Origin of the sequence: Sediminicola arcticus (assembly GCF_040566695.1) — a bacterium.
In the GTDB taxonomy this organism is placed as follows: Bacteria; Bacteroidota; Bacteroidia; order Flavobacteriales; family Flavobacteriaceae; genus Sediminicola; species Sediminicola arcticus.
In genome coordinates, this window is the sequence record NZ_JBEXAE010000004.1 from 255,141 (window position 1) to 280,911 (window position 25,771).

16 protein-coding genes and 3 tRNA genes are annotated in these 25,771 nt (G+C 37.7%); 6 read left to right on the forward strand and 13 right to left on the reverse strand.

Annotated features, from left to right (window positions below; all coding sequences use genetic code 11):
- Positions 1-4 precede the first annotated feature (4 nt).
- Together ABXZ36_RS10355 and ABXZ36_RS10360 are read right to left on the reverse strand one after the other, a co-directional pair.
- Positions 5-1,723, reverse strand: coding sequence for a GMC family oxidoreductase (locus tag ABXZ36_RS10355; RefSeq protein ID WP_354615448.1), 1,719 nt, complete (start codon positions 1,721-1,723; stop codon positions 5-7).
- A gap of 209 nt (positions 1,724-1,932) precedes the next feature.
- The gene (locus tag ABXZ36_RS10360) at positions 1,933-2,613 is read right to left on the reverse strand and encodes a carboxylesterase family protein (protein WP_354615449.1); all 681 of its coding nucleotides are present in this window, start codon (positions 2,611-2,613) and stop codon (positions 1,933-1,935) included.
- 331 nt (positions 2,614-2,944) lie between these two features.
- Here ABXZ36_RS10360 and ABXZ36_RS10365 point away from each other — a divergent pair, with 331 nt between their 5' ends.
- Positions 2,945-3,919, forward strand: coding sequence for a bile acid:sodium symporter (locus tag ABXZ36_RS10365; RefSeq protein ID WP_354615450.1), 975 nt, complete (start codon positions 2,945-2,947; stop codon positions 3,917-3,919).
- A gap of 170 nt (positions 3,920-4,089) precedes the next feature.
- On the opposite strand, the gene ABXZ36_RS10370 is transcribed toward ABXZ36_RS10365, so the two are convergent.
- The 8 genes from ABXZ36_RS10370 to ABXZ36_RS10405 form a co-directional block, all read right to left on the reverse strand.
- The gene (locus ABXZ36_RS10370; protein ID WP_354615451.1) at positions 4,090-6,474 is read right to left on the reverse strand and encodes a DUF2309 domain-containing protein; all 2,385 of its coding nucleotides are present in this window, start codon (positions 6,472-6,474) and stop codon (positions 4,090-4,092) included.
- On the reverse strand, positions 6,474-7,958 hold the full coding sequence (locus tag ABXZ36_RS10375) for a proton-conducting transporter transmembrane domain-containing protein (protein WP_354615452.1): 1,485 nt from the start codon (positions 7,956-7,958) through the stop codon (positions 6,474-6,476). The genes ABXZ36_RS10370 and ABXZ36_RS10375 overlap by 1 nt, the downstream gene beginning before the upstream one ends.
- Before the next feature lie 84 nt (positions 7,959-8,042).
- Positions 8,043-8,336 carry a hypothetical protein gene (locus ABXZ36_RS10380; RefSeq protein WP_354615453.1) on the reverse strand — a complete coding sequence of 98 codons (294 nt, stop codon included), beginning with the start codon at positions 8,334-8,336 and terminating at the stop codon, positions 8,043-8,045.
- A gap of 330 nt (positions 8,337-8,666) precedes the next feature.
- The gene (locus tag ABXZ36_RS10385) at positions 8,667-8,984 is read right to left on the reverse strand and encodes a hypothetical protein (RefSeq protein ID WP_354615454.1); all 318 of its coding nucleotides are present in this window, start codon (positions 8,982-8,984) and stop codon (positions 8,667-8,669) included.
- Between the two features lie 706 nt (positions 8,985-9,690).
- Positions 9,691-9,764, reverse strand: a tRNA-Arg gene (locus tag ABXZ36_RS10390).
- Between the two features lie 4 nt (positions 9,765-9,768).
- Positions 9,769-9,843 (reverse strand) — tRNA-Pro (locus tag ABXZ36_RS10395).
- A 45-nt stretch (positions 9,844-9,888) separates the two neighbouring features.
- A tRNA-Ser gene (locus tag ABXZ36_RS10400) sits at positions 9,889-9,972 on the reverse strand.
- A gap of 114 nt (positions 9,973-10,086) precedes the next feature.
- Positions 10,087-12,132, reverse strand: coding sequence for an HD family phosphohydrolase (locus tag ABXZ36_RS10405; RefSeq protein WP_354615455.1), 2,046 nt, complete (start codon positions 12,130-12,132; stop codon positions 10,087-10,089).
- A 120-nt stretch (positions 12,133-12,252) separates the two neighbouring features.
- On the opposite strand from ABXZ36_RS10405, the gene ABXZ36_RS10410 reads away from it, so the two are divergent.
- Together ABXZ36_RS10410 and ABXZ36_RS10415 are read left to right on the forward strand one after the other, a co-directional pair.
- The gene (locus ABXZ36_RS10410) at positions 12,253-13,428 is read left to right on the forward strand and encodes an acetyl-CoA C-acyltransferase (protein ID WP_354615456.1); all 1,176 of its coding nucleotides are present in this window, start codon (positions 12,253-12,255) and stop codon (positions 13,426-13,428) included.
- 22 nt (positions 13,429-13,450) lie between these two features.
- The gene (locus ABXZ36_RS10415) at positions 13,451-14,203 is read left to right on the forward strand and encodes a C40 family peptidase (RefSeq protein WP_354615457.1); all 753 of its coding nucleotides are present in this window, start codon (positions 13,451-13,453) and stop codon (positions 14,201-14,203) included.
- A 53-nt stretch (positions 14,204-14,256) separates the two neighbouring features.
- Here the strand turns inward: ABXZ36_RS10415 and ABXZ36_RS10420 are convergent, their stop codons facing one another.
- Together ABXZ36_RS10420 and gyrA are read right to left on the reverse strand one after the other, a co-directional pair.
- Positions 14,257-15,519 (reverse strand): tetratricopeptide repeat protein, encoded by a 1,263-nt coding sequence (locus ABXZ36_RS10420; protein ID WP_354615458.1) that lies wholly within the window; start codon positions 15,517-15,519, stop codon positions 14,257-14,259.
- A gap of 38 nt (positions 15,520-15,557) precedes the next feature.
- A complete protein-coding gene (gene gyrA / locus ABXZ36_RS10425) occupies positions 15,558-18,089 on the reverse strand; it encodes a DNA gyrase subunit A (protein WP_354615459.1) in 2,532 nt (843 codons plus the stop codon).
- 260 nt (positions 18,090-18,349) lie between these two features.
- On the opposite strand from gyrA, the gene ABXZ36_RS10430 reads away from it, so the two are divergent.
- Both ABXZ36_RS10430 and ABXZ36_RS10435 read left to right on the forward strand, forming a co-directional pair.
- Positions 18,350-20,902 carry an ATP-dependent Clp protease ATP-binding subunit gene (locus ABXZ36_RS10430; RefSeq protein ID WP_354615460.1) on the forward strand — a complete coding sequence of 851 codons (2,553 nt, stop codon included), beginning with the start codon at positions 18,350-18,352 and terminating at the stop codon, positions 20,900-20,902.
- Between the two features lie 202 nt (positions 20,903-21,104).
- A complete protein-coding gene (locus ABXZ36_RS10435; RefSeq protein ID WP_354615461.1) occupies positions 21,105-21,506 on the forward strand; it encodes an STAS/SEC14 domain-containing protein in 402 nt (133 codons plus the stop codon).
- A 7-nt stretch (positions 21,507-21,513) separates the two neighbouring features.
- On the opposite strand, the gene ABXZ36_RS10440 is transcribed toward ABXZ36_RS10435, so the two are convergent.
- On the reverse strand, positions 21,514-23,055 hold the full coding sequence (locus tag ABXZ36_RS10440; protein WP_354615462.1) for an NAD(P)H-hydrate dehydratase: 1,542 nt from the start codon (positions 23,053-23,055) through the stop codon (positions 21,514-21,516).
- A 270-nt stretch (positions 23,056-23,325) separates the two neighbouring features.
- Between ABXZ36_RS10440 and thrA the strand changes: the two genes are divergently transcribed.
- The gene (gene thrA / locus ABXZ36_RS10445) at positions 23,326-25,770 is read left to right on the forward strand and encodes a bifunctional aspartate kinase/homoserine dehydrogenase I (RefSeq protein WP_354615463.1); all 2,445 of its coding nucleotides are present in this window, start codon (positions 23,326-23,328) and stop codon (positions 25,768-25,770) included.
- The last annotated feature ends 1 nt before the right edge of the window (position 25,771 follow it).

Genomic DNA, 25,771 nt, shown 5'->3' on the forward strand with positions numbered 1-25,771 from the left:
AACTTTAGATATTTTGCTTTTTCAATTGTTCTATAATAAAGTCCGATGTTCGCCATGATAATGCCAATATGGTCCAAGTAGGGTTCTTGTCTGCCTGGGAGACAAAGGGTCCCCCATCCACGATGAAAACATTATCTGCATCATGCAATTGTTGAAATTTATTTACCACTGAAGATTTTGGGTCATTTCCCATCCGTGTCGTTCCTACTTCGTGAATAATCCTTCCGGGAGTCAACAAGCCGTAATCCTCTTCCTTTGATGGTCTGGGTTGCAAAGGCTCTGCTCCCATATTATGGAACAACTCCTCAAAGGTCTCATTCATATGCTTGGTTTGCTTGCGCTCATAATCGGTCCAATTATAATGGAATCTAAGCACAGGAATACCAAACTCATCAACGGTGGTGGGGTCTATTTCACAGTAATTATCCTTCATGGGCACGGATTCCCCCCTACCTCCGAAGCCTACTACAGAGCCGTAATATTTTTGAACATCGGCACGAAGGCTATTTCCATAACCCCCTACACTTTGATTAAAAAACCTGTTAAAATCGTTTGGGTTAAAACCAAACCCATAGCTTGGCATTCCCATACCTCCCCACACTTCTATATGGTAGCCACGGGGAAAGTCGAGTTTTTTATTGTCCAACCACCAGGGCGTATATACATGCATTCCTCCTACCCCATCTTCATTGTATTTTTTACGATTCATGAGCCCTGGAACAAATGCGGATCTACTAGCGCCTGTGGAATCGTGCAGATATTTACCAACGGTATCTCCACTATTCCCTAAGCCATTAGGGTGTTGTTTGCTCTTAGAATTCAAAAGAATACGTGCACTACTACAGGCAGAAGCCGCCAGTACTACAATTTTTCCCTTTAACTTGTATTCCTTTCGATCTTCTTTATTAATATAGGAGACTCCAGTTGCTTTGCCCTCTTCATTGGTAGTTACTTCTCTCACCATGCAGTTAACAAACAAATCTATTTGTCCGCCATTTTTTTGTGCTGGGAATATTAAACAGGTCCCTGCCGAAAAATCGGCATAGACCGAACAACCTCTAGAACATTGTCCACAATAGAAGCATACCCCTCTATCTTTATTAATTTTTTTAGTAAGCATGGACATCCTGGAAGGAATCACAGGAATATTCGATTTTTTAGCCCCATTGATATAAAACAACTCGTGCAATCTGGGTTTTGGAGGTGGCAGAAAAAACCCATCAGGTTCGTTGGGGATGTTCTCCTTACTTCCAAAAACGCCAATCAACTTATCAACTTTATCATAATAGGGCTTTACGTCCTCATACCCTATGGGCCAATCATCACCTAAACCATCATAGCTTTTATGCTTGAAATCTCGCTCTCCAAACCGCAAAGAAATTCTACCCCAGTGATTAGTTCTTCCTCCCAACATTTGGGAACGGAACCAATCGAATTTTGTGCCATTCTTGTGGGTGTAGGGCTCACCTTCTATCTCCCATCCCCCATAGGCACTGTCAAATTCTCCAAAAGCTCTAACAGTATTGGCTCCTCTTCTAGGAGATTCGTAGGGCCACTTTAATTGGGTCTGTTGTTCGGGATCAGCAGGATCAAAATAAGGTCCGGCTTCCACCACGGCCACTTTAAGTCCCGCTTCCGACAAGACTTTGGTTGCCATACCACCGCCAGCACCAGAACCTACGATTATTACATCATAAAGGGTAGATGATTCAATTATTTGCATGTGTAAAGTTTAGTTGATTGATTGATTGTTTGTTTTAATAAAAGCATTAAGTTACTTCTTTTATTAAAACAACCAATCAACCAAAACGAATTCAAAAGCTTATACGCTTAAAAAAAGAAACTAAAAAAGTGATATTACCAACAAAAAAAAGATGTTGAAGGAAATTCAATTTTTAGAAAGTAGAAGATAAAATTTATTAGATTAAGTATTTACTTTCTTTTTTGCTCTATGAACCAATCGTATAATTCCGGAGTATTGTAGGCCCTTGTCCAAGAGTTATGACCCACCCCTTTGTATCTTGTAAATTTTACATCATAACCCATTTCGTTTAGCCTTTCAACCATTTTAACAGATTCTGAAAAGGGAATGGACTTATCCTCTTCCCCGTGAAAGACCCAGATAGGCATCTTCTTATCAATCCAAGCGGCATAGGGTAATGGTGTCATTCCGCATACCACGGCCATAGCCGCAAATTTCTCAGGATATTGGACCGCTAACTGCCATGCGGCACCGCCTCCTCGACTTAGACCCGTAAGGTATATTCTTTTGGTATCCACATTATTATTGGCAACAATAGTATCCAATAATTGAACTACTGCTTTTGTGTTCCACCATTCCTTCTTATGTGGGTTTTGGGGTGCTAGAATTAAAAACGGGAAATCTTTTCCATCGGCGATAAGCTTTGGTGGGCCACTAGATTTAACGCGACCAATACTGTCCCCTGAATCACCACCCCCATGCAAAAATAGAAGTAGAGGGAATTTTTCAGTGTTTTCTGCCTCGTATCCAGGCGGATAATATAAATAGTATTTGAGATTTTCTATGGTAATCGTTTGCTGCTCGTCCTCTAAAAGCTGAGACTGGGCACTACAGCCTTGTAACAAAGACATTACCAATAGTAAAGTAATTAATAAAATAGGGCGTAAACTCATTAATAATTAGTTCTCTAAAGTTTGGACAAAAGTATAAAATAGAAGCTTCGGTTGTAATTAAAAATCATCGGACAGTAAACTATTCTTTGGTCCTGAAAACAGCTGCTTTTTTATCCTACTATATTCTATTTCAATATATTAATTGCAAAATAATTTACCTGTAAGTAGCATCCCTTTTTGAGACTATGTCTTACACTAGCGCTAATTACAATTATAATAGAATTGGTATAAATACGTTACATTTGACCAATTGGTTTATCCTATTTGTCAACTACTTAAAAATAGTTTTGTGCTACAGAATAAAATTAAATTGAACGGCTTTATAATAGCCTTATTAATTGCCATACCAATTGCTTATCTATTTCCCAAGGGGTCTGATATTCTCCAGTTAAATAAAATTACCGATGTGGGTATAGGTCTTATTTTTTTCTTTTATGGATTGAAATTATCTATGGGTACTTTTAGAAGCGGCGTACGTAACTATAAATTACACCTGCTGATACACCTTAGCACATTCATTCTTTTCCCGTTATTAGTCTTGCCGTTCAAAAACCTAATGGTTGGGGAAAATATGCATCTTTTATGGGTAGGCATGTTCTTTTTGGCCGTATTACCCTCAACAGTATCCTCCTCCGTGGTAATGGTCTCCATTGCAAAGGGAAATATCCCAGCCGCAATTTTCAATGCTAGTTTATCCGGTCTATTAGGCGTTGTTTTGACACCGCTTTGGCTTGGATTAGTCGTAGATGATGCACAAGGTGTTTCCGTTTTAACAGTAATCACAAAATTGCTTTTACAAATTGTTTTTCCTTTGTCCTTGGGAATTATGCTGCACCCTAAAATAGGACATTTTGCAGTCAAGAAAAGTAATTTGATTGCTTATTTTGACAAAACCGTCATTGTACTCATTGTTTATTCAAGCTTCTGCCTCTCCTTTAATGCTAATCTATTTTCTGGAATGCAACTAGACGTTTTACTATTTCTATACTTAGCTATTTTGGTACTTTTCCTTGTGGTAATGTTTGTCGTGAATATCATTTCCAAAAATTTAGGCTTTTCCACAGAAGATCGTATCACCGCCTTGTTTTGCGGATCTAAAAAATCATTAGTCCATGGTTCTGTCATGGCAAAAATCATGTTTGGACATAGCATCAATGCTAGTATCTATATTTTACCAGTGATGATATACCATATTTCACAGCTTTTGATTATCGCTTTTATAGCGGAAAGGTTCGGAAAGAGAGAGCCTATTTTACACACCTAAGTCACAAAAAAAAAGCTTCCAGTTTCCTGAAAGCTTTCAATAGCTCTTGGTTGCGCCACAATTCAAACTTATATCATCCGATTAGAACTAGTTGAAGATCATGATTAATTAGACAAATAAATACCGCACCATGTTCAACATTTGGCCAAGGAATAACCTTACATTGAAATTTAATCTGCCACTGAAACCTCAGCATTTATTGCATACTTTTCTTTGACTATGCTCTTCTTCTTCGTTGAAACCCATTTAAAGTTTTTTTCATACCGTTTAATATCATCATCTTGTAAAGGATCCATGACCATTAAATAGATCCATTCATTGTCCAATAAAGTTTTCAGGTTTTCATTTCTGGAGAGAATATCCGTTACCCTAGTTATTGGTGCTTGTATAAGTACGGAGAGACGTAAAGGTTGATGGTATATTTCATCATCGGATTGTCGTAATGATTGTAAGGGGAGTCCCATTTTAAGATCTCCGCCATTCCCTTGAACGACTCCGAATTTACCAGTTATATTGTGTGTGATTTTTGAACCCCCACCAAATTTGTTATTATCCACAGTAGAAAAATAATAATGATTATTGATCCATTGGGTTACCACCATAGGCCCCTGCATGATACCTTCTAATGCTTTGCCTGTTGCGTCCATTTCCCAATCGTAGGAATGAAGGAAGCATCGGCTATCAAGATTTTCATTTTTGGTAAGGGCTCTGGGTGCTACAATGAATCCAGCGTTTTTTGCCAGGCCCCATTCGGGTCTAGTTTCTCCCCAATTATTCGCTTTGCGCTGTGCTAATGCAACGCTATCCCTATTGGTTCCGAGTCTATCTTGTGTAGCGGTTCGTTGAGCGTTTAGCAAATCAGATTTCACCTGACGTAATTGCTCTTTATGTGAATTGGGAACCTCAGAATCGAAAATTACGATTTCATCCGTTGTCGTATTGTGCTCTGCTCCTAAGAAAATGGTACTTTCAGAAATATTGATTCCGTGATCTGAAGCTAAAACCGCTCTTACATTGGGCAGGTTAGCCAAGTTAGCAAGCATTCTGGCATTATGCCTGCCCGGGCTTGCCGCACAAGCGCCACAATCGAGGCTGGAACCGAAGGGATTATTGGCAGAATGACTTCCATGACCTACAAAAAGTACCACGGGCGCAAAGTCTTTCCAACCGGTAAGGTCGAAGGCAGATTTCACGATAGCCACTTTTTCCGCCAAGGGAATTCCAAAACTATCGCCTTCTTGTGGTTCATTACGATTAATTTGTGGCTCACAAATAGTCTCGTAAGAAGACGTATTGTTCTTTTTAAGTCGATAAAAATACCCTGGTGTAACCGTCCTTGCCAGTAGTGATAATCCATAATAGAATCCTGATCCTTCTACATAACCAAATGCCGAAGGAAGCATATTCTTCATTCGCTTTAAAAAATATTCGGCAAATTTGATAATTTCATTTTTTCTTTCATAACCCAACTTCTCTTTAACCTTAGCTGCTTGAGCCGTTTCTGTAACAGTGTAGGCAGAGGGCACTATAGGCGGACAGGATTTACGTATAAGCCCATCATTTAAATTCTCATAATCCATCGCAATACCAAAAAAACCAGCATATCCAAAGGTTTCGTAATTACCCTTTGACTCCACGTGTCTTCTTATAAGCTCCGATCGGGTATCAATACAAAAAACCATTTGAGCATCTGGTGTGCAATCTGCCTTTTCACTTGGTGTTGCAGCTATAGATTCCTTTTCCAAGGTTTTTACTAACTGATTTTGCCAACTTCTTTCCAGGGCCTTTAACCAGATATATTGCAGTTTTGCTATGGTATTGTCTCTTTCTCCATGATCAGATTGGAGTAAAATTGGAGTATTTATTTGTTGGGCAATCCATAATCGTACCGCTAAATAATCCTCTAAACTTATAGGATATGCTTGTTGCCAAAGCGAATTGGATTCACTTCTATAATTGATATATCCTGTCCAACCGGGTAGGGCTGCCAGGTGATAGGTAAAGATGTTGACGTAATCTTCTTTTGAAAAATTTTTTAGAACCTGTGCCAAGGCCTCGGAGCTGGTTTTTGGAATTTCAAGATTATTCTTTACTAAAATCTCACCATCATATTTTGCTAACGTTCGCCATGCTTTATAAAAACCATCTTTTTTATTTGGCATCTCCCATTCTGCAAGACCTTCATCCATAAAGGCAGCGAGCCACTTTGCCATAATCCTATCCAAATCGTGATTACTGTTTTTCGCTTCAGTCCTTTTTTGGGATTCCATTAGCTGTAAATAAAATTCCGGCGATTTGGATAGTCCGTTTTCGTTAAGCAGGGCTACCAATTCTTCTTCTCCGATCTCTCCTAGGGTCCAGGCCTTACGATATAACGATGCCTCAAGGAACATCTCTGCGTTTAAATGTCCTTTGGCAATATCTACGGCCTCTACGAAAGGTAACTTTTCATATCCAGACAATGGATTGGAGGTCACAAAGGAATACAGCGGCCAAGTTTTTCCAATAACCTTAGATGCTTCATCAATACTTTTAAGAATGTGTTGCTGGTTCATTAGGAATTTGATTTATACATTAATATGGACTTTTTATAAGGTTGAGACAGGTTTAATAGTTTTACATAGAGCCAAGGAATATCCCGGTAAATTCCAAGTTTCATAATAAAAAAGCCTATCAAGAAAATGATCCCGAAAACAATCTGTATGATGGAGAGGGGCATAGAAACGGCAACCATAGGCATATCGGCCATCAATAGCGTCACCCCATTATACAATAAGGCATAGATACCAACACCACCTATGAAGATGACAGGTGGCAAAAAGATCTTATGGACAATTGACAAACTTTGTTCCTTTACAATATTATAGGTCGCCTGTCCCGCAGTAATAGCAACAATAAGTGTTAGAAAAATACCACTATCCAATCCTATTCCTTTTCCCGTAAGCAAAGCAAAAAGAATGGCACCTAAAACACCAAAAAAGAGTACACCAATGGCTTGAAGTAGACTAATCCTGATCCGAGGTGGTCTTTCTGGTTTAGAATGAGCTATCGCCTCCCCAGATGCCAAGAACAAGTACGCTTTATAAAATCCGTGGAGGATAAGGTGCACTACCGCAGCATTAAAAAAGCCTAAACCACATTGCATAATCATAAAGCCCATTTGAGCTATAGTAGAACAGGCCAATTTTTGCTTTACGTTGACTTGAAGAAGCTTAGTAAATTGCGCTAATATAGCCGTAAGTCCGCCTATGATTAGAAGAATATTCAAGGTATTTGAAGCGAACAAAACCGTTGAAAACAATGCTAACAGAATTCCTGCACCATTTACAAAACCTGCATGCATTAAGGCCGAAGCGGGAGTTGGTGATGTCATTGCTGATAGTAACCAGCGATGGAAGGGATAAATTGCTGATTGGACAATAGCAGCAACAATAATGCATAATGCTGAAATAAAAACAATATATGATGGTATATTATCTAAGGACGATATAAGACCGCTAACCGTAAATGTTCCACTATAAAAAGCTAACAAAAGCACTCCCGCACTCAAAAAAAGAGTACCTGTTAGAAAATAGCGCTGTGTAAATTTTGAAGCCTCACGCGCTTCTCCCCAATTGGATTCAATACCTATTAATCGGGACATGAAAAAACCCATCAAGAACCAATTGAGCAGTAACAGTGCCACATGATTTGACATCAAAAAACACATAACGGATAAAGTAAAACCAAGGCACAAAGCCATAAACTTGGATTGATGTCTAAAACCGTTAAGATAATTTCCTGCATAAGTACTAACAAGCGCACTAAAGAAGGTCACCGTAGTCCAGATCAAAATCGTAAACCCATTGATCTTCAAGATATTCCCGTAGTACCATTCTGGAATAGTTGGAAAACCATATATTAGGTACAACAGGTTTCCTGCAAACAATACCCAAAGAAAAGAAGAGATTAATTTTGAATGGTTTAAGGAAAGTGATTTGTTTCCCTTTTTGCTGCTATTTTGAGCAGCGTTTTCTTGTAAAGAATTTTCAAGAATCATTTTTAGTTTTTAAAGACGTGATTAAATATTTAAAAAGAATATGATCGGTATCATTTTAAAGGCCGGTCTGCTTTGATCACTAAATTAGGCACCAACAGTATGATGTTTGTCCACAAGCTTAATTTCTATAGTACCATTGATTTCCAATTCCAGACCATTTTTATGTGCATGTAATACTAATTGCTCTACAATTTTCTTGTCTTCCTTTAATTTCCTGATCTTGCCCTCAGAAGTCCGATCGGAATTGACTTGCTCATGACGAAGATTCAAAGCTCTTACTGAATGGAACTTTATTTTGTCGTTTAACAGGGACAGTAGTACATCTGCAGCTTCCGCCGGACTGTATTGGCCTTTTATAAATGCAATGTTCTCTTTCATCTAGGCAAGTGCTTATCTGTTTGCTTTGAAGTATTTCTGATGGAGTGATGAACATCATCACCTATTTTGCCTATAAAAACAATACTCAAAATGAAGCTACACACTAATATTCGATCTAAGAAAATAGACTCATGTACGTAGCAAAATATGACGAATATTACTAATACAACCATACCCACAATTGGCAATAATGTAGATTTTGATAATTGCATATACTATTATTTTAGTATTAGATTTTAGTTTATACTTGAGCAGCATTTATGTTTAAGATTCCTTATGTTGTATTTTTCCACATGTTAAAATTCTAAAGAGGAACGCTCATAATACTAATCAGTCAGCGGAGGTGATTTCTAGTATGCCATTAATCTTTAAATTTTTTCCGAGCTCTTTCATATTTGAAATGATCTCTATCACATTTTCTTTTTCTTCTAAAAGTTCTTTAATGCGACCGTCTAATTGATCTGTGTCGAACCCATTGTTTTCTTCCCAACGTTGGAGCCTTTGTAATTTGTGAAAATCAATTTTTTGGTTGATCAATGAAATCATCACATCGTAAGCTTCAGTTGGGGTAAAAACACCTTTAACCAATTGAACGATTTGTTTTCCTTTTTGAATTTCCTTCAATTCTTTAGCTTCCATTTTGCTCATTTTATAAGTTATTAGTAGTTGAATTATATTTCGCAAGACAAAGGTTGTGCTTTTTCATCATTAATTTTTATTTATATTAATTATGTAGTTCATTAATATTTTTTATGAAAATACTTTGATGCAACAATTAATTGCTATAATAGCAAATGAAATAATCTTAGGCCTATATTACTCTTATATTGGGTTAACCTAAAAATTAGTAGGAATAAGATGATACTTTTTAGAATAAACCCTATTTAGTAAGGGTACTACCTTATAGCTTCAAAGTGTATTACCAAAAATTTGGATTGGCAAGTTGAAATCCTAAATGGACAGGAGGAGCTTTGTTTGTTATTGAACGCGTAAAAGGATATTGTATGTTAGAAAAGCACAGCCAGATTACCCTATTTTATTTTCAATTATCTGTAATGTAATCAGTCCTAGATAAGAATATATAACTCCCTCAAAGCCAAATTCAATGGATAGAATTTACTTCTTCTAAATGCTCTTATCTTGCAGGTGTAGAGGTGCGCTCATCACTACTTATTCGAGGCAGACTGTAAAGAATAGGTGAAATGAAGATTTATAATTCTTACTAATTTAGAACAAAATAGAACTAAGCTTATATTTTCATTAAAAGTATAGAATATAGATGCTAATTGCCTAATATAGGTAAGGCCTAGAAACAAGAAAAGCTTCCAGTTCCCTGAAAGCCATGATATTCTCGTGATCGCGCCACGATTCGAACGTGGGACCGTCTGCTTAGAAGGCAGATGCTCTATCCAGCTGAGCTACGCGACCATTGTCGGGGTGGCAGGATTCGAACCTGCGGCCTCCTGCTCCCAAAGCAGGCGCGATAACCGGGCTACGCTACACCCCGAAAACCGACAATGTGTAAATGTCAATAGTACAAATCAAAAAAAAGCGGAGAGACAGGGACTCGAACCCTGGCGACAGTTACCCGTCGACAGATTAGCAATCTGCTCCGTTACCACTCCGGCACCTCTCCAATAATCTTTAAGATCGCGCATATAAAAATGCGGTTGCAAATGTACTTTTTCATATCCTAGAACGCAACTATTTTTTGACTTTTTTTATTGGAATATTTTTGACCCTTAAAATCCTATTCAGGGTACTCTACCCTAAGGTGGTAAATATTAGTGAGTTTCTGTTTCATCACCTTCTTAATGGTCTCAATTTCTTTGAAGGTTATATTGGCATTTAAAAATTGATTTGCATTCATTTGACCCGAAATGATCTTATCCACAAACTCATCTATGATCAAAAATGTTGGATTTTTAAGACTTTTTGATGCTGCTTCTATTGAATCGGCCATCATTAAAATAGCCGTTTCTTTCGAAAAAGGGATGGGCCCAGGATATCTAAAATCCTTTTCATCAGCCCCTTCTTCTAATTCCATTTGTTTTTTATAAAAATAATAGACCAAGGTGGTACCATGGTGCACTCTTATAAAATCTACAATACGATCTGGAAGGTTACTTTTCCTTGCAATCTCTACCCCTTCTATGACGTGGTCAATAATGATCTTTGCACTATCTAAAGGCTGTAGCTCATCGTGCGGATTAACATTGGTTATTTGGTTTTCAGTAAAGTAGGTGGGATTGTTCATTTTCCCAATATCGTGGTACAATGCCCCCACCCTAACCAACATAGCATTAGCACCTATTTCATTTGCTGCTGCTTCGGCCAAATTGGCAACCTGCAGAGAATGGTGAAAGGTGCCAGGAGCCTTGTTGGAAAGTTCCTTTAAAAGCTTAGAATTCGTATCTGACAGCTCTAAGAGAGAAACATCGGATACCAACCCGAAGATTTTTTCATAAATGTAGATCAAGGGTTGCACAAAAAGCGTTATCATTCCATTCAACAAAAACAACCCGAATACCAACCATTCTATATTTTCCAAATTACCTTCGTGGATAATATGAAAGGCAAAATAGCCCACCATATAGATTAAGGTAATCTCTGCTACGGAAATAAATAGATTAGCTCTCTTATACAGCTCGGATACCGTTAATATAGTTACAATACCTGCCATAATCTGAAGAAATATGTATTCAAAACTATTGGGGACCACAAACCCTAATATAAGTACCGTGAGCACATGTACATACAAACCTAATCGGGCATCAAAAAAAGTCTTAACAATTAAAGGAAGAATACACAAAGGAACCACAAAAACATAAGTTTCGTCATACTTTACAACAAGGGTAGTCACAAACACCATCAGTAAAATATTAAAGAAGATAAATGTTACCTTGGTGTTATTTCTAAAAATTATTGGTCTGTATTTTTTTAAGAACAACAATAGCATCAATAAGACCAGAGCTACTAAGACCGTGTATCCAAATAGAATAAAATAATAATTATTGGCCGCCCATAATTCGGATTCATATTCCTCTTTTAAAGAGTTAAGAATCTTAAAATTCCCCGCTTCAACTACCTCCCCTTTAATAATAATAAGCTTGCCTTCGTCTATATTACCGCGGGTAGTTGAAAGTTCTGAAAATTCATTCTCGAGCTCCTTTTGGGATAAATTTTCATCATAAAATACATTGGGCTTTATGATATTAAAAAATAGCTCTTGATACTCCGAGGCATAATTACTAAGTCCTCTTTTATTTAAGTCACTATCCACAAGACCTGATATATCTTGAAGTTTATAAAATTCCTCAAAATTAAGTTTTCGGGCCTCATTGCCCTTGACTAGATACAGGGCGTTTTTAGTGGTGATCCCAGTTGACTTAAGAACCCCATTGGTGTAAATTTCATCTAGAATTTCATGCCCTACCTTTTTAAGGGAGGTAAATTGTTTCATTTTCAATTTATACCCCGAAAAAATGGTGTCGAACTTTCTTTCAAAAGCATAATAGACCTCCTTTTCCAAGTCTTGGTCAAAAGCATAATAATCTATAAGATTATTTTGAATGCTTAGCTTTTCCTTAGCTATTTCCTCATCTGTTTTTTTGATGGAAAAATCAAATGGGGCATATAAATTATCATACTGCCAAGGTTTTCCTTTTTGGAATTCATACTTGAACTTCCCCCCTTTTGGGAAAAAGAATACCACCAAAAAAATTGAAAGAGCATATAAAATATACTTGTATATGAGTGATTGATTTTTATATAGCCGACCTAAAAATTTCCTCATAAGTTTTGGTATCTCCATCAAAAATAGAAAAATATATATTTAAAAAAGGCTTTTACCAATAGAACCATGTTCTTTGCACTTTAATTTATTAATTTCGCAATATCATTTATAAAAATAGTCATGAAAGAAGTAGTTATTGTATCTGTTGCCAGAACTCCCATAGGCAGTTTTATGGGGGCCTTATCCAGTATCCCTGCTCCCAAATTAGGCGCTTTAGCGATTAAAGGGGCTTTAGACAAAATCAATTTGGATCCTAAATTGGTCGAAGAGGTTTTAATGGGTAATGTAGTTCAAGCAGGTACAGGACAAGCTCCTGCCAGACAAGCAGCTATTTTTGCTGGGATTCCAGATACCGTACCATGTACTACCGTTAATAAGGTATGTGCCTCTGGCATGAAAACCGTAATGCAAGCAGCTCAGAGCATAGCTTTGGGTGATGCGTCTATCATTGTAGCAGGGGGAATGGAAAACATGAGTTCCATTCCGCATTATGTGCACATGAGAAATGGGCATAAATTTGGACCCGCCACCTTAATTGATGGCATGCAAAAGGATGGCCTAGTAGATGCCTATGACCAAAATGCAATGGGTACATGTGCAGATGCATGTGCTACTGAATATAAATTTACAAGGGAAGACCAAGATGCTTATGCTGTACAATCGTATGAGAGATCTGCAGCAGCATGGAAAGCAGGAAAATTCAATAATGAAGTTGTCCCTGTAGAGGTGCCACAACGAAGAGGAGCGCCTATTATAGTGCATGAAGACGAGGAGTTCAAAAACGTTCAATTGGATAAAATCCCAACCTTGCGTCCTGCATTCTCCAAAGATGGTACTGTAACCGCCGCCAATGCCTCGACTATTAATGACGGTGCAGCAGCATTAGTCTTAATGAGTGCTGATAAGGCAAAAGAATTAAACCTAAAGCCACTTGCAACAATAAAAAGTTATGCCGATGCTGCGCAGGAACCAAAATGGTTCACAACCGCACCATCTAAAGCCCTGCCAAAAGCTTTGGCAAAAGCAGGTATAGCGCAAGACCAGGTAGATTATTTTGAATTTAATGAAGCTTTTGCAGTTGTTGGACTGGCAAATATGAAAATACTTGGATTAACAGATGTGAATGTAAATGTAAACGGTGGTGCTGTTTCTTTAGGACATCCACTTGGATGTTCCGGTGCTAGGATCATTATTACCCTACTCAGCGTAATGGAACAGAATAACGGCAAAATTGGTGCCGCAGTTATTTGTAACGGTGGCGGCGGTGCTTCTGCGATTGTATTGGAGAAAAAATAATATATTTCTGTAAAGCAAATCTATGCAATACGGTATTTGCCACCTGAGTATTGTTCCTGTAAGAGCAATTGCCGACGATGTCAGTGAAATGATCACCCAACTTTTATATGGGGACCATTTCAAGGTTTTAGAACATCGCAAATATTGGAGTAAAATTCGCATTGCCTTTGACACTACCGAAGGATGGGTGAGTAACAATCAATTTCTTTTTGTTTCAGAAGAAAGGTACCAGCAGGCCCAAACCAGTCCGAATATCAAAAACACCTCAGACCTTGTTTCTTTTGTTAGCACAGAGACTGAAGTACTTATTCCTATAGTTATTGGATCTACAATTCAAAATATAGATTTAATTTCCCATTATTTTGAAGGAAACTTTATTAGCGGAATCAGCGAAAAGAGCACTTTATTGGAAACGGCCCTTCTTTATTTGAACACTCCTTATCTTTGGGGCGGTAAAACACCTTTCGGCATTGATGCCTCTGGCCTTACACAAATGGTTTATAAAATAAACGGATACCAACTTCTACGTACAGCATCTCAACAAGCTTCTCAGGGTGAACCTTTGAGTTTTATAGAGGAAAGCGAAGCTGGAGATTTAGCATTTTTTGACAATAATGATGGTATTATTAACCATGTTGGTATTATTATGCAAAACAACTATGTGATCCATGCCCAGGGTAAGGTAAGAATTGATCGGATAGACCATACGGGGATTTTTAATACCGAAACCAGGAGCTACACCCATCAACTCAGGGTCATTAAAAAAATAATATAATAAAAAAAGCCTCCGAAAATTCGAAGGCTTTTTTTATTACTTGACTTTGGAAATTATTCTCCTAACAACTTCTTAAGTCTCATGAAGTTTTCATTGTCACCTAAAGCACCATAGATGTTCTTCAACTGAGTTAATATTCCCTGATTATCCGGATTCATTTTTAAAGCAGCTTCTAAAACAGTAGCCCCTTCTCTGAATAAGCTATCTTTCTTTTTCTTTAATTCATCATATTTTGCGATATCAGTTTTTGAATTGCCTAACTTATTCATAGAATCAATCATCCCGTTTCCTTCATTCACATACGTTGTGGACAAATTCAATTGGGCGTTTACATAACCTGGGTTGATCTCCATAGCACGCTTGTATGCATCCCTTGCAGCCTCTAAATTCCCCTGCTCCATATTGATTACCCCAATGTTGTAAAAAAGATCAGGATTGTCAGGAGCAACCTCTGCTGCTTCAGACATCAAAGCCTTAAATTTTTCCTTATCCCCTAATTTAAAGTACAAATTAGCTTCGTTCAGAATTAAATTAACGTCGCTCGGGTCGGTTGCCCTTGCATCCCTATAAGCCTCTAAGGCTTTATCATCTTGTCCCAATTGCGTATAAATTAATGCAATGTTTTTGACAATCTCTGAGGTTTTGGAAGATGTTTTTTCATCTTTTGGATCTTTGTAAGCCCCAGCCTTCATCATTAATTCTCTTTGATTTTTAGCCATCTCTTCTACCTCTCCAGTTTCGATATTCACAGCAGTATATTTCATTTCACTACCGTCATAACCAACATCCTTTAACTCATTATAGTACGTAAGAGCTTGCTCATAATGACCACCATTCACCGCACTACTTGCAGCGTAATAAAGATAAATAGTATCTTTTTTGCTCAAGTTATAACTCATGTATAATTTCTCGCCAGCTTCTTTAAATCGCTTTTCTTGATTGTCCGTTACCGCTGAATTTACTAAATCACCAGAAATGGCAGTTAGTTTTTGCTGAGCCTCTACTGTATATTTTTGTTTCCCAGTTTGAGCTTCCAAAGCAATAAGATCATTATACCCTTTTATAGCTACATCAAAAGCTGTAGCATCACCTTTTTGGGCTAGATCTTGATAAATATTTCCTCTTAAAAGGTAGTATTCCGCCTTCATTTTATCATCTGCTCCACCTATCAAGCCCGAAGCACTTTCAATCGCTGCCTTTGCAGCAACAGCGTCACCAGATTTCAAAGCCTTCTCAGCATCCTTCAACTCATTTTTCTGTGAAAAACCGACCAAAGAATATGATATGGCCGCCAGTATTAAAATTTTAGTTTTCATTTTAAATGTAATTAATAGTTATCGTGTGTGTTTATTTATTATTCTTCTGTTTCGGTTTCATAATTATCAAGAGCCGTGCCATTCTCTAATTCTACATCTATATCATTAATATTGGTTTCGACGACTTCTTCTTCATCCTTCATGACTTTAGCCACTGCAGCAATAGAATCGTTGCCTTTGATATTTATGAGTCGGACCCCTTGAGTGGCTCTTCCCATTACCCTAAGATCTTCCACACTCATACGAATGGCAATCCCAGATTTATTAATGATCATAAGATCATCAGAATCAGAAACATTCTTTATGGCAACAAGTCCACCGGTCTTATCGGTAATAGAAATGGTTTTAACACCTTTACCACCTCTATTGGTAATTCTGTAATCTTCGATACTGGAACGTTTTCCGTAGCCATTTTCCGAAACCACAAGAATCTCCTCATCAAAATCGTGAACAGAAACCATTCCAATCACCTCATCTTTATCATCTGCCAAAGTTACCCCTCTAACTCCAGAGGCATTTCTTCCCATTGGCCTAGTTTTCCCTTCTTCAAAACGGATAGCTTTTCCGGATTTAAGCCCAAGGAATATCTGACTTGTACCAGTCGTCAATTTTGCTTCCAACAGCTCATCACCTTCCCTTACGCCTATGGCATTAATACCATTTTGTCTCGGTCTAGAATACTGTTCCAAAGATGTTTTCTTGACGATTCCCTTTTTGGTAGCCATGATAACATAGTGATTGTTCACATACTCTTCATCCTTAAGATCTTGGGTACATATAAAAGCCTTTACTGTATCATCTTGCTCAATATTAATCAAGTTTTGAATAGCTCGCCCTTTGGAAGTCCTACTACCTTCAGGAATCTCATAAACCCTCATCCAGAAACATTTCCCTTTTTGAGTAAAGAACAACATGTATTGATGGTTGGTCCCAACAAACAAATACTCTAAGAAATCTTCATTTCTTGTAGATGATGCTTTCTGTCCAACTCCACCCCTATTTTGGGTCTTGTATTCGGAAAGTGCAGTTCTTTTGATATAACCAGCGTGTGATATGGTAATGACGACCTGTTCATCAGGAATCATATCCTCCATGCTCAGGTCTCCACCAGCAAAATTGATTTCTGAACGTCTAGAATCACCATATTTGTCCTTCATCTCCAGAAGTTCATCTCTAATGATCTGCATTCTGCGTTCTTTCCTAGCCAAAATATCTTTCAAGTCAATAATGGTAGTCATTACCTCTTCATATTCAGAGCGCAACTTGTCTTGTTCCAGACCGGTCAGTTGACGTAATCGCATTTCAACAATAGCCTTGGCCTGAAGTTCTGATAATTTAAATCGTTCGATTAAACTATCACGCGCCTCATCTGCATTGCTAGATGCCCTTATAATGGCGATTACCTCATCTATATTATCAGAGGCAATGATAAGCCCTTCTAAAATGTGAGCCCTATCCTCTGCTTTTTTAAGGTCAAATTCTGTCCTCCTTACCACAACCTCGTGACGATGTTCCACAAAATGGTGGATCATTTCCTTAACATTCAACAATTGTGGTCTTCCTTTGACCAAGGCAATGTTGTTAACACTAAAAGAGGTTTGTAAAGAGGTGTATTTATATAAGGTATTGAGCACAATATTTGGTATCGCATCCCTTTTAAGAATATAAACAATACGCATCCCATTCCTATCCGATTCATCACGAATACTGGAAATTCCTTCTATCTTCTTATCATTGACTAGGTCGGCCGTCTTTTTAATCATGTCCGCCTTGTTCACTTGATAAGGAATTTCTGTAACTATAATAGACTCCTTGCCCTGTACTTCTTCAATATTGGCCTTGGCTCGCATTACTACTCTACCCCTACCTGTTTTGAAAGCCTCGATTACTCCATCATACCCGTAGATAATTCCTCCTGTAGGGAAATCCGGTGCTTTAATATGCGTAATCAATTCATCAATCTCAATATCATTGTTATCGATGTACGCAATAGTTCCATCAACAACTTCAGATAGGTTATGTGGTGGCATGTTTGTAGCCATACCAACAGCTATCCCAGAAGCTCCATTGACCAATAAGTTTGGTATTTTAGCAGGAAGCACGGTGGGTTCCTTTAAAGAATCATCAAAGTTAAGCTGATGATCTACGGTATCCTTTTCTATATCTGCCAACATTTCGTCTGCAATCTTACGCATACGGGCCTCCGTATAACGCATTGCTGCCGGACTATCGCCATCGACGGATCCAAAGTTACCCTGACCATCAACGAGCATATAACGCAAACTCCATTCCTGAGCCATACGCACCATTGAATCATAAACTGAAGTATCCCCATGTGGGTGATACTTACCTAGAACTTCACCCACAATCCTCGCAGATTTTTTATGTGCACTATTTGATCTAACCCCTAATTCGTGCATTCCGAACAAAACTCTGCGGTGTACTGGTTTTAGACCATCCCTTACATCAGGTAAGGCACGTGACACAATGACCGACATTGAATAATCAATGTAGGCTGATTTCATTTCATCATCAATGTTGATTGGAATTAACTTTTCCCCTTCCGCCATATTAAAAAATCGTATATACTAATTGGTTAAAAAATCATGCCAATATACGGAAAATCAAAGTTTACATGGCATATTAATGATACTTTATCCAATAATTTATTAACACTCTGACTGGTTGATTTAGTTGATAATTTGATTGTTAATTTTTTTGTAAATAATCCTTTTTTTTGTCACTTCGTAATGTATTATTAAAATATGGGTACGGTATTTGCCTTAGATAGTGTTAGTTTTACTATTTTTAATGAAGAAAGGAATATTTTATGGATGATAATTTTTCACCAAGGGTAAAAGACGTAATTGCCTACAGTAAAGAAGAAGCATTAAGGTTGGGCCATGATTTCATTGGAACAGAGCATCTTATGCTTGGCCTTTTGCGAGATGGAAATGGGAAGGCAATAAGCATATTGGATGCACTAGATGTAGATTTAGACCACTTAAGAAGAAAAGTTGAAATACTAAGTCCCGCCAATCCTAACCCAGGCAACATACAAAAGGATAAAAAGAATCTACATTTGACTAGACAGGCTGAGCGTGCCCTAAAAACTACGTTTCTGGAAGCTAAGTTATTCCAGAGCTCTTCTATTAACACTGCCCATCTTTTACTTTGCATTTTGAGAAATGAAAACGACCCAACAACAAAGTTACTTCATAAGCTCAAAGTAGATTACGATGGCGTCAAAGAACAATTCAAATCTATGATAACGAGCGATGATGATTACATAGATACTCCAAGAGCTGAATCTTTCCCCAACGACTCAGATGAGAGCAACGAAGGTAAAGAAGGCACATTTGGCAGTACTTCGAGCACACAAAAAGGAAATAAAAAATCCAAAACTCCTGTATTGGACAATTTTGGGCGGGACCTTACCCAAATGGCCGAAGAGAATAAATTAGATCCCGTAGTAGGACGGGAAAAAGAAATCGAAAGGGTTTCACAAATATTAAGCAGAAGAAAAAAGAACAATCCGCTGTTGATAGGAGAACCTGGTGTTGGTAAAAGTGCCATTGCCGAAGGTCTAGCACTGCGGATTATCAACAAAAAAGTATCTCGTATTCTTTACAACAAAAGAGTGGTCACCTTAGATCTTGCATCCTTGGTAGCGGGTACGAAGTATCGTGGACAGTTCGAGGAGCGAATGAAAGCAGTGATGAACGAATTGGAAAAAAATGATGACATCATTTTATTCATTGATGAAATCCATACCATAGTTGGTGCCGGTGGGGCTACAGGAAGTTTAGATGCTTCCAACATGTTTAAACCAGCATTAGCAAGGGGTGAAATCCAATGTATTGGCGCAACTACCTTGGATGAATACAGACAGTATATAGAAAAAGATGGGGCATTGGAACGTCGTTTCCAAAAGGTGATTGTTGAACCAACAACCGTTGAGGAAACCATAGAAATCCTGAAAAATATTAAAGGGAAATACGAGGACCACCACAATGTAATCTATACAGATGAGGCTATTATTGCCTGTGTAAAATTAACCAATCGCTATATGACCGATAGGTTTTTACCGGATAAGGCTATTGATGCACTTGATGAGTCGGGATCTAGAGTCCACATTATTAATATGGATGTTCCCAAGCAAATCCTTGAACTTGAGAAACAGTTGGAAGATGTTCGTGACCTAAAAAATAGTGTTGTTAAAAAACAACGTTATGAAGAGGCTGCGAAACTCAGAGACGATGAGAAAAGATTAGAAAAAGATTTGGGCATAGCCCAAGAAAAATGGGAAGAGGATAGCAAATTGCATAGAGAAACGGTTTCGGAAGACAATGTGGCAGATGTGGTATCCATGATGAGCGGTATTCCTGTCAACCGGATTGCACAGACAGAGATTAACAAATTGGCTGAACTGCCTAACTTAATCAAATCTAATGTAATTGGTCAGGATGAAGCTGTGGCAAAAGTCGCAAAAGCTATACAACGAAATAGGGCCGGATTAAAAGATCCTGATAAACCAATTGGTTCCTTTATATTCCTTGGTCAAACTGGGGTAGGAAAAACCCAATTGGCTAAGGTATTGGCTAAAGAATTATTTGACTCAGAAGATGCGTTGATACGTGTTGATATGAGTGAGTATATGGAGAAATTTGCGATATCTAGATTGGTCGGAGCTCCTCCAGGATATGTAGGTTATGAAGAAGGAGGACAATTAACTGAAAAAGTAAGACGTAAGCCTTATTCTGTAATTCTTCTTGATGAAATAGAAAAAGCTCACCCAGATGTCTTCAATATGCTTTTACAGGTTTTAGATGACGGATTTTTAACTGATAGTTTGGGAAGAAAAATAGATTTCCGTAACACCATCATCATCATGACATCCAATATTGGGGCGAGACAGTTGAAAGATTTTGGTCAAGGGGTTGGTTTTGGCACTTCGGCAATGAAATCACAAACAGACTCACACCAAAAAGGGGTTATAGAGAATGCCTTAAAGAAAGCATTTGCTCCAGAATTCCTTAACAGAATAGACGATGTTGTTGTTTTTAATCCTCTAGAGAGGGAAGATATTCACAAAATCATTGATATTGAACTTCGCAAGTTGTTTTCAAGAATCAAGGAAATTGGATATAACTTGAACCTAACAGACAAGGCAAAGGACTATATTGCAGAAAAAGGTTTCGATAAGCAGTATGGTGCTAGACCTCTAAAAAGGGCTATACAGAAATATATTGAAGATGCACTTGCAGAAGAAATCGTTAATTCCAAATTAAACGAGGGTGATAGTATTTATATGGACCTTGATGAGAAAAAGGAAGAGTTAACCATAGAAATAAAAAAGGCCGAGGAATCTTCCAAAACTTAAAATTTGTAAGAATTTAAACTTAAAAGGAGTCGAATAAATCGACTCCTTTTTTTGTGCTTAAAATATAGGACGTAAGAAAAAAAGACAACTATGGTTCATACAGCACACAATAAACGATATTTAAGCTCTTAATCTAATATTTTTCACAATACACAAGCCTTCAATTACTTTCGTATCCGAGCAACACTATAAATAATACGAAATGAAAGTCGGACAGACTAAGAAGACTATTATCGTAAGGGAATACCAATTAGAAACAGGAATTGTACAAGTATTTGATGATTACATGGTCGCCATTTTTGAGGAAGGCGTAACAATGACCCTTGAAAGGGCTTTTCAAATTATTGGCATTTCTGAGATTCACTTTAGAGATAAGGCTTTTGGATACATAAGCCTTCGTCAAAACTCTTATGCTATTGACCCTACGGTTTACAATTATCTTAGAGAATTAGATAATCTTAAAGCATTTGCAATTGTTTCCATAAAGGAAATAGACATGCACAATTTTAAGATCGAAAAATTATTCTATAAAAAACCTATGAAGTTTTTTATAGAATATGACAACGCCCTAGCTTGGGTAAAAAAGCGGGTAGGAAATAAATAGAATACTTTTATTCTGTATCTTCCTTCAGATCAGATACTTCTTGGACTTTGAAAAGATCCAGAAAGGCATCACCTATAAAATCTATGATTTCAGAAGCGGTTAACGCTTGATAACCGCATTTTTCCACTGCCAGATCCCCCGATCTTCCATGTAAATATATTGCAAAAACAGTAGCCCTCAAGGAATCATACCCTTGGGCTATCAACCCTGTGATCATCCCAGTGAGGACGTCACCACTTCCAGCAGTGGCCATCCCTGGGTTACCCGTTGTATTAACATACCCTTTTCCATCACATAAGGTAATGGTATGAGCACCTTTGATGACCACAATTAAATTGAACTTTATAGAAAAGGCTTTTGCTTTTTCTAATTTTTCAAAATCATCCTTCCAACTACCTATCAGTCTTTCCAATTCTCTTGGATGTGGTGTTAATACCGATTTGGCGGGAATCATTTTTAAAAATTCTTTATGCTTAGAGATTATATTAAGAGCATCTGCATCTATCACCAAAGGGATCTTGTTGGTGCTTAAAAATTCTTTTAAGGCCTTTACCGTAACTTCATTCTGACCAATACCTATTCCTAAACCAATTACGGTAGGTATAATATCAAACTGAATCTTTGAAACCATTTTTTCAGTGCTATCTGTAATTACCATTGCCTCGGGCAAAGCTGTTTGCATAGGAATATATCCACAGGTAGGAATATAGGCGGTCACCAAACCACTACCTGTATTTAAACATGCATCGGAAGCTAATAGCACAGCACCTATTTTTCCATAACTACCTCCAATAATCAATGAATGCCCGTATGTACCCTTATGGGAGAATTTCTCTCGAGGCTTATACCATTGTAAAACTTCATTTTTACCTATAAGTTCATACTCATTCTCAACAGCGTTTAAATAAACCTGGTCTAATCCAATATCTAAAAGCTCCCATTGATTACTATAAATTCCCGTCTGTGGCAAGAAAAAAATTAATTTGGGAAGCTGAAAGCTTAATACTTGATTTGCCCTAACAATACTGTCTCCATTTTCTGGTGCCTTATCAACAAATAGTCCCGACGGAATGTCCACTGAAAGTACAAAAGCCTTCGAATTGTTCAAATGCTTTATGATCTCTGTGACCCAATCATCAGGAGCTCTATTGAGACCTATTCCAAAAATGGCATCTACGATGATATCTTCCTTATCTATTTTAGGTAATTCATCCTTTGGTCCAATAAAATTAGGCCAAACTTTACGCTCTTTTAATCTGTCTAAATTTAATAGGAAGTCATGGGATCGATTCTCGCTATAATTAACAACATGTACGTTAATCAGGTACCCGTGTTTCTGTAATTGCCTTGCCAAGACCAAACCATCTCCTCCATTATTTCCTATGCCACAAAATAATTGAATTTTAACGGGTGCCCCTTGAAGTCGTAAATGCATCCAATTAAATAATTGGGTTGCGGCACGTTCCATGAGTTCGTCGCTTGTAATCTGCTGATTAGCAATTGTGTTTTTATCAGCTTCGTATATCTGTTGTGCGTTTAAAATCTTCATTCACTAATAATATTTAACAAAAGTTGATGATTTGGTAAAAATATTCCCAATCATTTGATTACCTATCCAAAAATACTACATTTGAGACTTTATCAGATCAATGAACACTTACAAAACGGACCTAAAATTAACTTTTGCACTGCATACTATTGGTTGTGCAACGACCATAGCCACAACCACCATCACCCCTTTGGGGTAAACCTCTTTATATTCGTCCGTCTCTTTTCTACTTTATCTCATCAATAAGTTTCATTTTAATTTAATACCATAATGAAAGTTCTAAAATTCGGTGGTACTTCAATAGCCAACGCCAAAAACATATCGCAGGTAAAAAATATTGTTTCTTCAAATGGAGGCAAAAAAATAGTCGTAGTCGTTTCTGCCCTCGGGGGAATAACCGACCTACTTCTGACCACAGCAAATTTAGCTTCAGATCAAAACAAGGAATACCGGACCTTTTTAAAGGAAATAGAGGAGCGTCATATACAAACTATAAAAGAGCTTATCCCTGTACAATCACAAAGTAAGGTACTCAGTAAAGTAAAAAGCGAACTGAATACATTGGAAACCCTTTTGGAGGGTGCTTTCTTAATTGGAGAAATCACCCCAAAATTATCCGATAAGATTGTTAGTTATGGTGAGTTACTATCCTCCTATATCATCAGCGAATATTTTGCTTCAGAAAAATTAGATGTGGGTTATAAGGATAGCAGGGAACTTATTAAAACCAATGATAATCACGGGAAGGCAGCTGTGAATTTTGATCTGACCAATGCCAACTGTTTTGAATTCTTTAAGGATGTTCCCCATATTATTACGGTATGTGGCGGATTTATTGCTTCTTCCATAAATGGAAATTCAACAACCTTAGGCAGGGGAGGATCTGACTTTACGGCAGCTATAATGGCGGGCGCTATTAATGCCGAGGTTTTGGAAATATGGACAGATGTCAGTGGCATGTACACCGCAAATCCTAGGATTGTAAAACAAGCTATGGCCATACCCCATATCTCTTACGAAGAAGCAATGGAGCTTTCCCATTTTGGGGCCAAGGTGCTATACCCTCCAACGATACAGCCCGTCTTGTCCAAAGGGATTTCTATAGTTATTAAAAATACATTTGACCCTGATGCTATCGGGACTTTGATCACCAAGAATCAAAATGAAAAAGGGAAAACAGTAAGGGGCATAAGCCATGTGGAAAGTATTGCACTTTTGTCACTTGAAGGTTCAGGGATGGTTGGTATTCCAGGTATCTCCAAACGTTTTTTTGAAGTGCTTTCCAATGCAGGCATAAGCGTTGTTCTTATTACACAGGCTTCCTCAGAACATTCAATATGTGTTGGTATAGCATCTGATGATGCAAAAATAGCAGTTACCATTGTGAATGAAGCCTTCGAATATGAGATCTCCCTAGGCAAAATAAAACCCGTTATTCTAGAAATAGACCTCGCTATCATAGCCCTTGTTGGTGACAATATGAAAAGTCACCAAGGCCTTAGCGGTAAAATGTTCAGCACATTAGGCAAGAACAATGTAAATATCCGTGTAATTGCCCAAGGCGCCTCCGAGAGAAACATATCTGCAGTTATACGTAAGGGTGATGTAAAAAAAGCATTAAACGCCCTACATGAAGAATTCTTTGAAGAGAATATTAAACAATTGAATCTCTATGTCATGGGAGTTGGGAATGTAGGCGCCAAATTTTTAAATCAAATCCAACAACAAAAAAAATACCTAAAAGAGTATCTAAAGCTTAATATTCGGGTGATTGGAATTAGCAATTCAAGGACCATGGCTTTTGATGAAAATGGCATCTCCCTGAAACATTGGGAAACCGTTCTGGCCGAAGGGGAGAAAGCGGATAGCAACAAATTCTTTGAAACCATAAATTCCCTGAACTATCGCAATAGCATCTTTGTAGATAACACAGCAAGTTCCTACATCTCAGATAGCTATGCTGCTTATTTAAGAAATAGCATCTCCGTAGTGACCTGCAACAAAATTGCGTGTTCCTCGGATTACAACAAATACTTGGAACTAAAACAAATGGCTCGTAAATACAATGCACCATTTTTGTTTGAGACCAATGTTGGGGCCGGATTACCAATTATTGACACCCTTAAAAATCTAATTGCCTCTGGAGATAAGGTAAGAAAGATACAGGCCGTTCTATCAGGTAGTTTAAATTTTGTCTTCAACAATTTTAACGACCAAACTACCTTCCGTGATATAGTTCTGGAAGCCCAAAAAGAAGGATATACTGAACCTGATCCAAAGATTGACCTCAGTGGAATTGATGTCATGCGAAAAATATTAATACTAGCCCGAGAAAGTGGATACCAATTAGATATTGAAGACATTGAAAATCAATCCTTCCTTTCCGAAGAAAGTTTGGCTACCACAACTAATGAAGATTTCTTTGCATCTCTTATAAAATATGAGGCATCGTTCCAAAAAATATTTAAAGAGGCAAATGAAAAAGATTGCAAACTTAAATACGTAGCCCAATTTGAAAACGGAAAAGCGAGCGTAGGGCTTCAGCAAATTCCTAAAGGCCACGATTTTTACAATCTAGAGGGTAGTGACAATATCGTACTGTTTTTCACGGACCGCTATCCCAACCAACCTATGATCATTAAGGGCGCAGGCGCTGGTTCGGATGTTACTGCATCAGGAATTTTTGCAGATATTATAAGAATCGGAAACTTTTAAC

Excerpts from the sequence above, each read along its gene's own strand:
- ABXZ36_RS10385 (WP_354615454.1), bottom strand. The coding sequence starts at position 8,984 with ATGAGCAAAATGGAAGCTAAAGAATTGAAGGAAATTCAAAAAGGAAAA.
- ABXZ36_RS10355 (WP_354615448.1), bottom strand. The coding sequence starts at position 1,723 with ATGCAAATAATTGAATCATCTACCCTTTATGATGTAATAATCGTAGGT.
- ABXZ36_RS10410 (WP_354615456.1), top strand. The coding sequence starts at position 12,253 with ATGAAAGAAGTAGTTATTGTATCTGTTGCCAGAACTCCCATAGGCAGT.
- ABXZ36_RS10440 (WP_354615462.1), bottom strand. The coding sequence starts at position 23,055 with ATGAAGATTTTAAACGCACAACAGATATACGAAGCTGATAAAAACACA.
- ABXZ36_RS10435 (WP_354615461.1), top strand. The coding sequence starts at position 21,105 with ATGAAAGTCGGACAGACTAAGAAGACTATTATCGTAAGGGAATACCAA.
- ABXZ36_RS10415 (WP_354615457.1), top strand. The coding sequence starts at position 13,451 with ATGCAATACGGTATTTGCCACCTGAGTATTGTTCCTGTAAGAGCAATT.
- ABXZ36_RS10375 (WP_354615452.1), bottom strand. The coding sequence starts at position 7,958 with ATGATTCTTGAAAATTCTTTACAAGAAAACGCTGCTCAAAATAGCAGC.
- ABXZ36_RS10380 (WP_354615453.1), bottom strand. The coding sequence starts at position 8,336 with ATGAAAGAGAACATTGCATTTATAAAAGGCCAATACAGTCCGGCGGAA.
- ABXZ36_RS10405 (WP_354615455.1), bottom strand. The coding sequence starts at position 12,132 with ATGAGGAAATTTTTAGGTCGGCTATATAAAAATCAATCACTCATATAC.
- thrA (WP_354615463.1), top strand. The coding sequence starts at position 23,326 with ATGAAAGTTCTAAAATTCGGTGGTACTTCAATAGCCAACGCCAAAAAC.
- ABXZ36_RS10420 (WP_354615458.1), bottom strand. The coding sequence starts at position 15,519 with ATGAAAACTAAAATTTTAATACTGGCGGCCATATCATATTCTTTGGTC.
- ABXZ36_RS10430 (WP_354615460.1), top strand. The coding sequence starts at position 18,350 with ATGGATGATAATTTTTCACCAAGGGTAAAAGACGTAATTGCCTACAGT.
- ABXZ36_RS10370 (WP_354615451.1), bottom strand. The coding sequence starts at position 6,474 with ATGAACCAGCAACACATTCTTAAAAGTATTGATGAAGCATCTAAGGTT.
- ABXZ36_RS10360 (WP_354615449.1), bottom strand. The coding sequence starts at position 2,613 with ATGTCTTTGTTACAAGGCTGTAGTGCCCAGTCTCAGCTTTTAGAGGAC.
- gyrA (WP_354615459.1), bottom strand. The coding sequence starts at position 18,089 with ATGGCGGAAGGGGAAAAGTTAATTCCAATCAACATTGATGATGAAATG.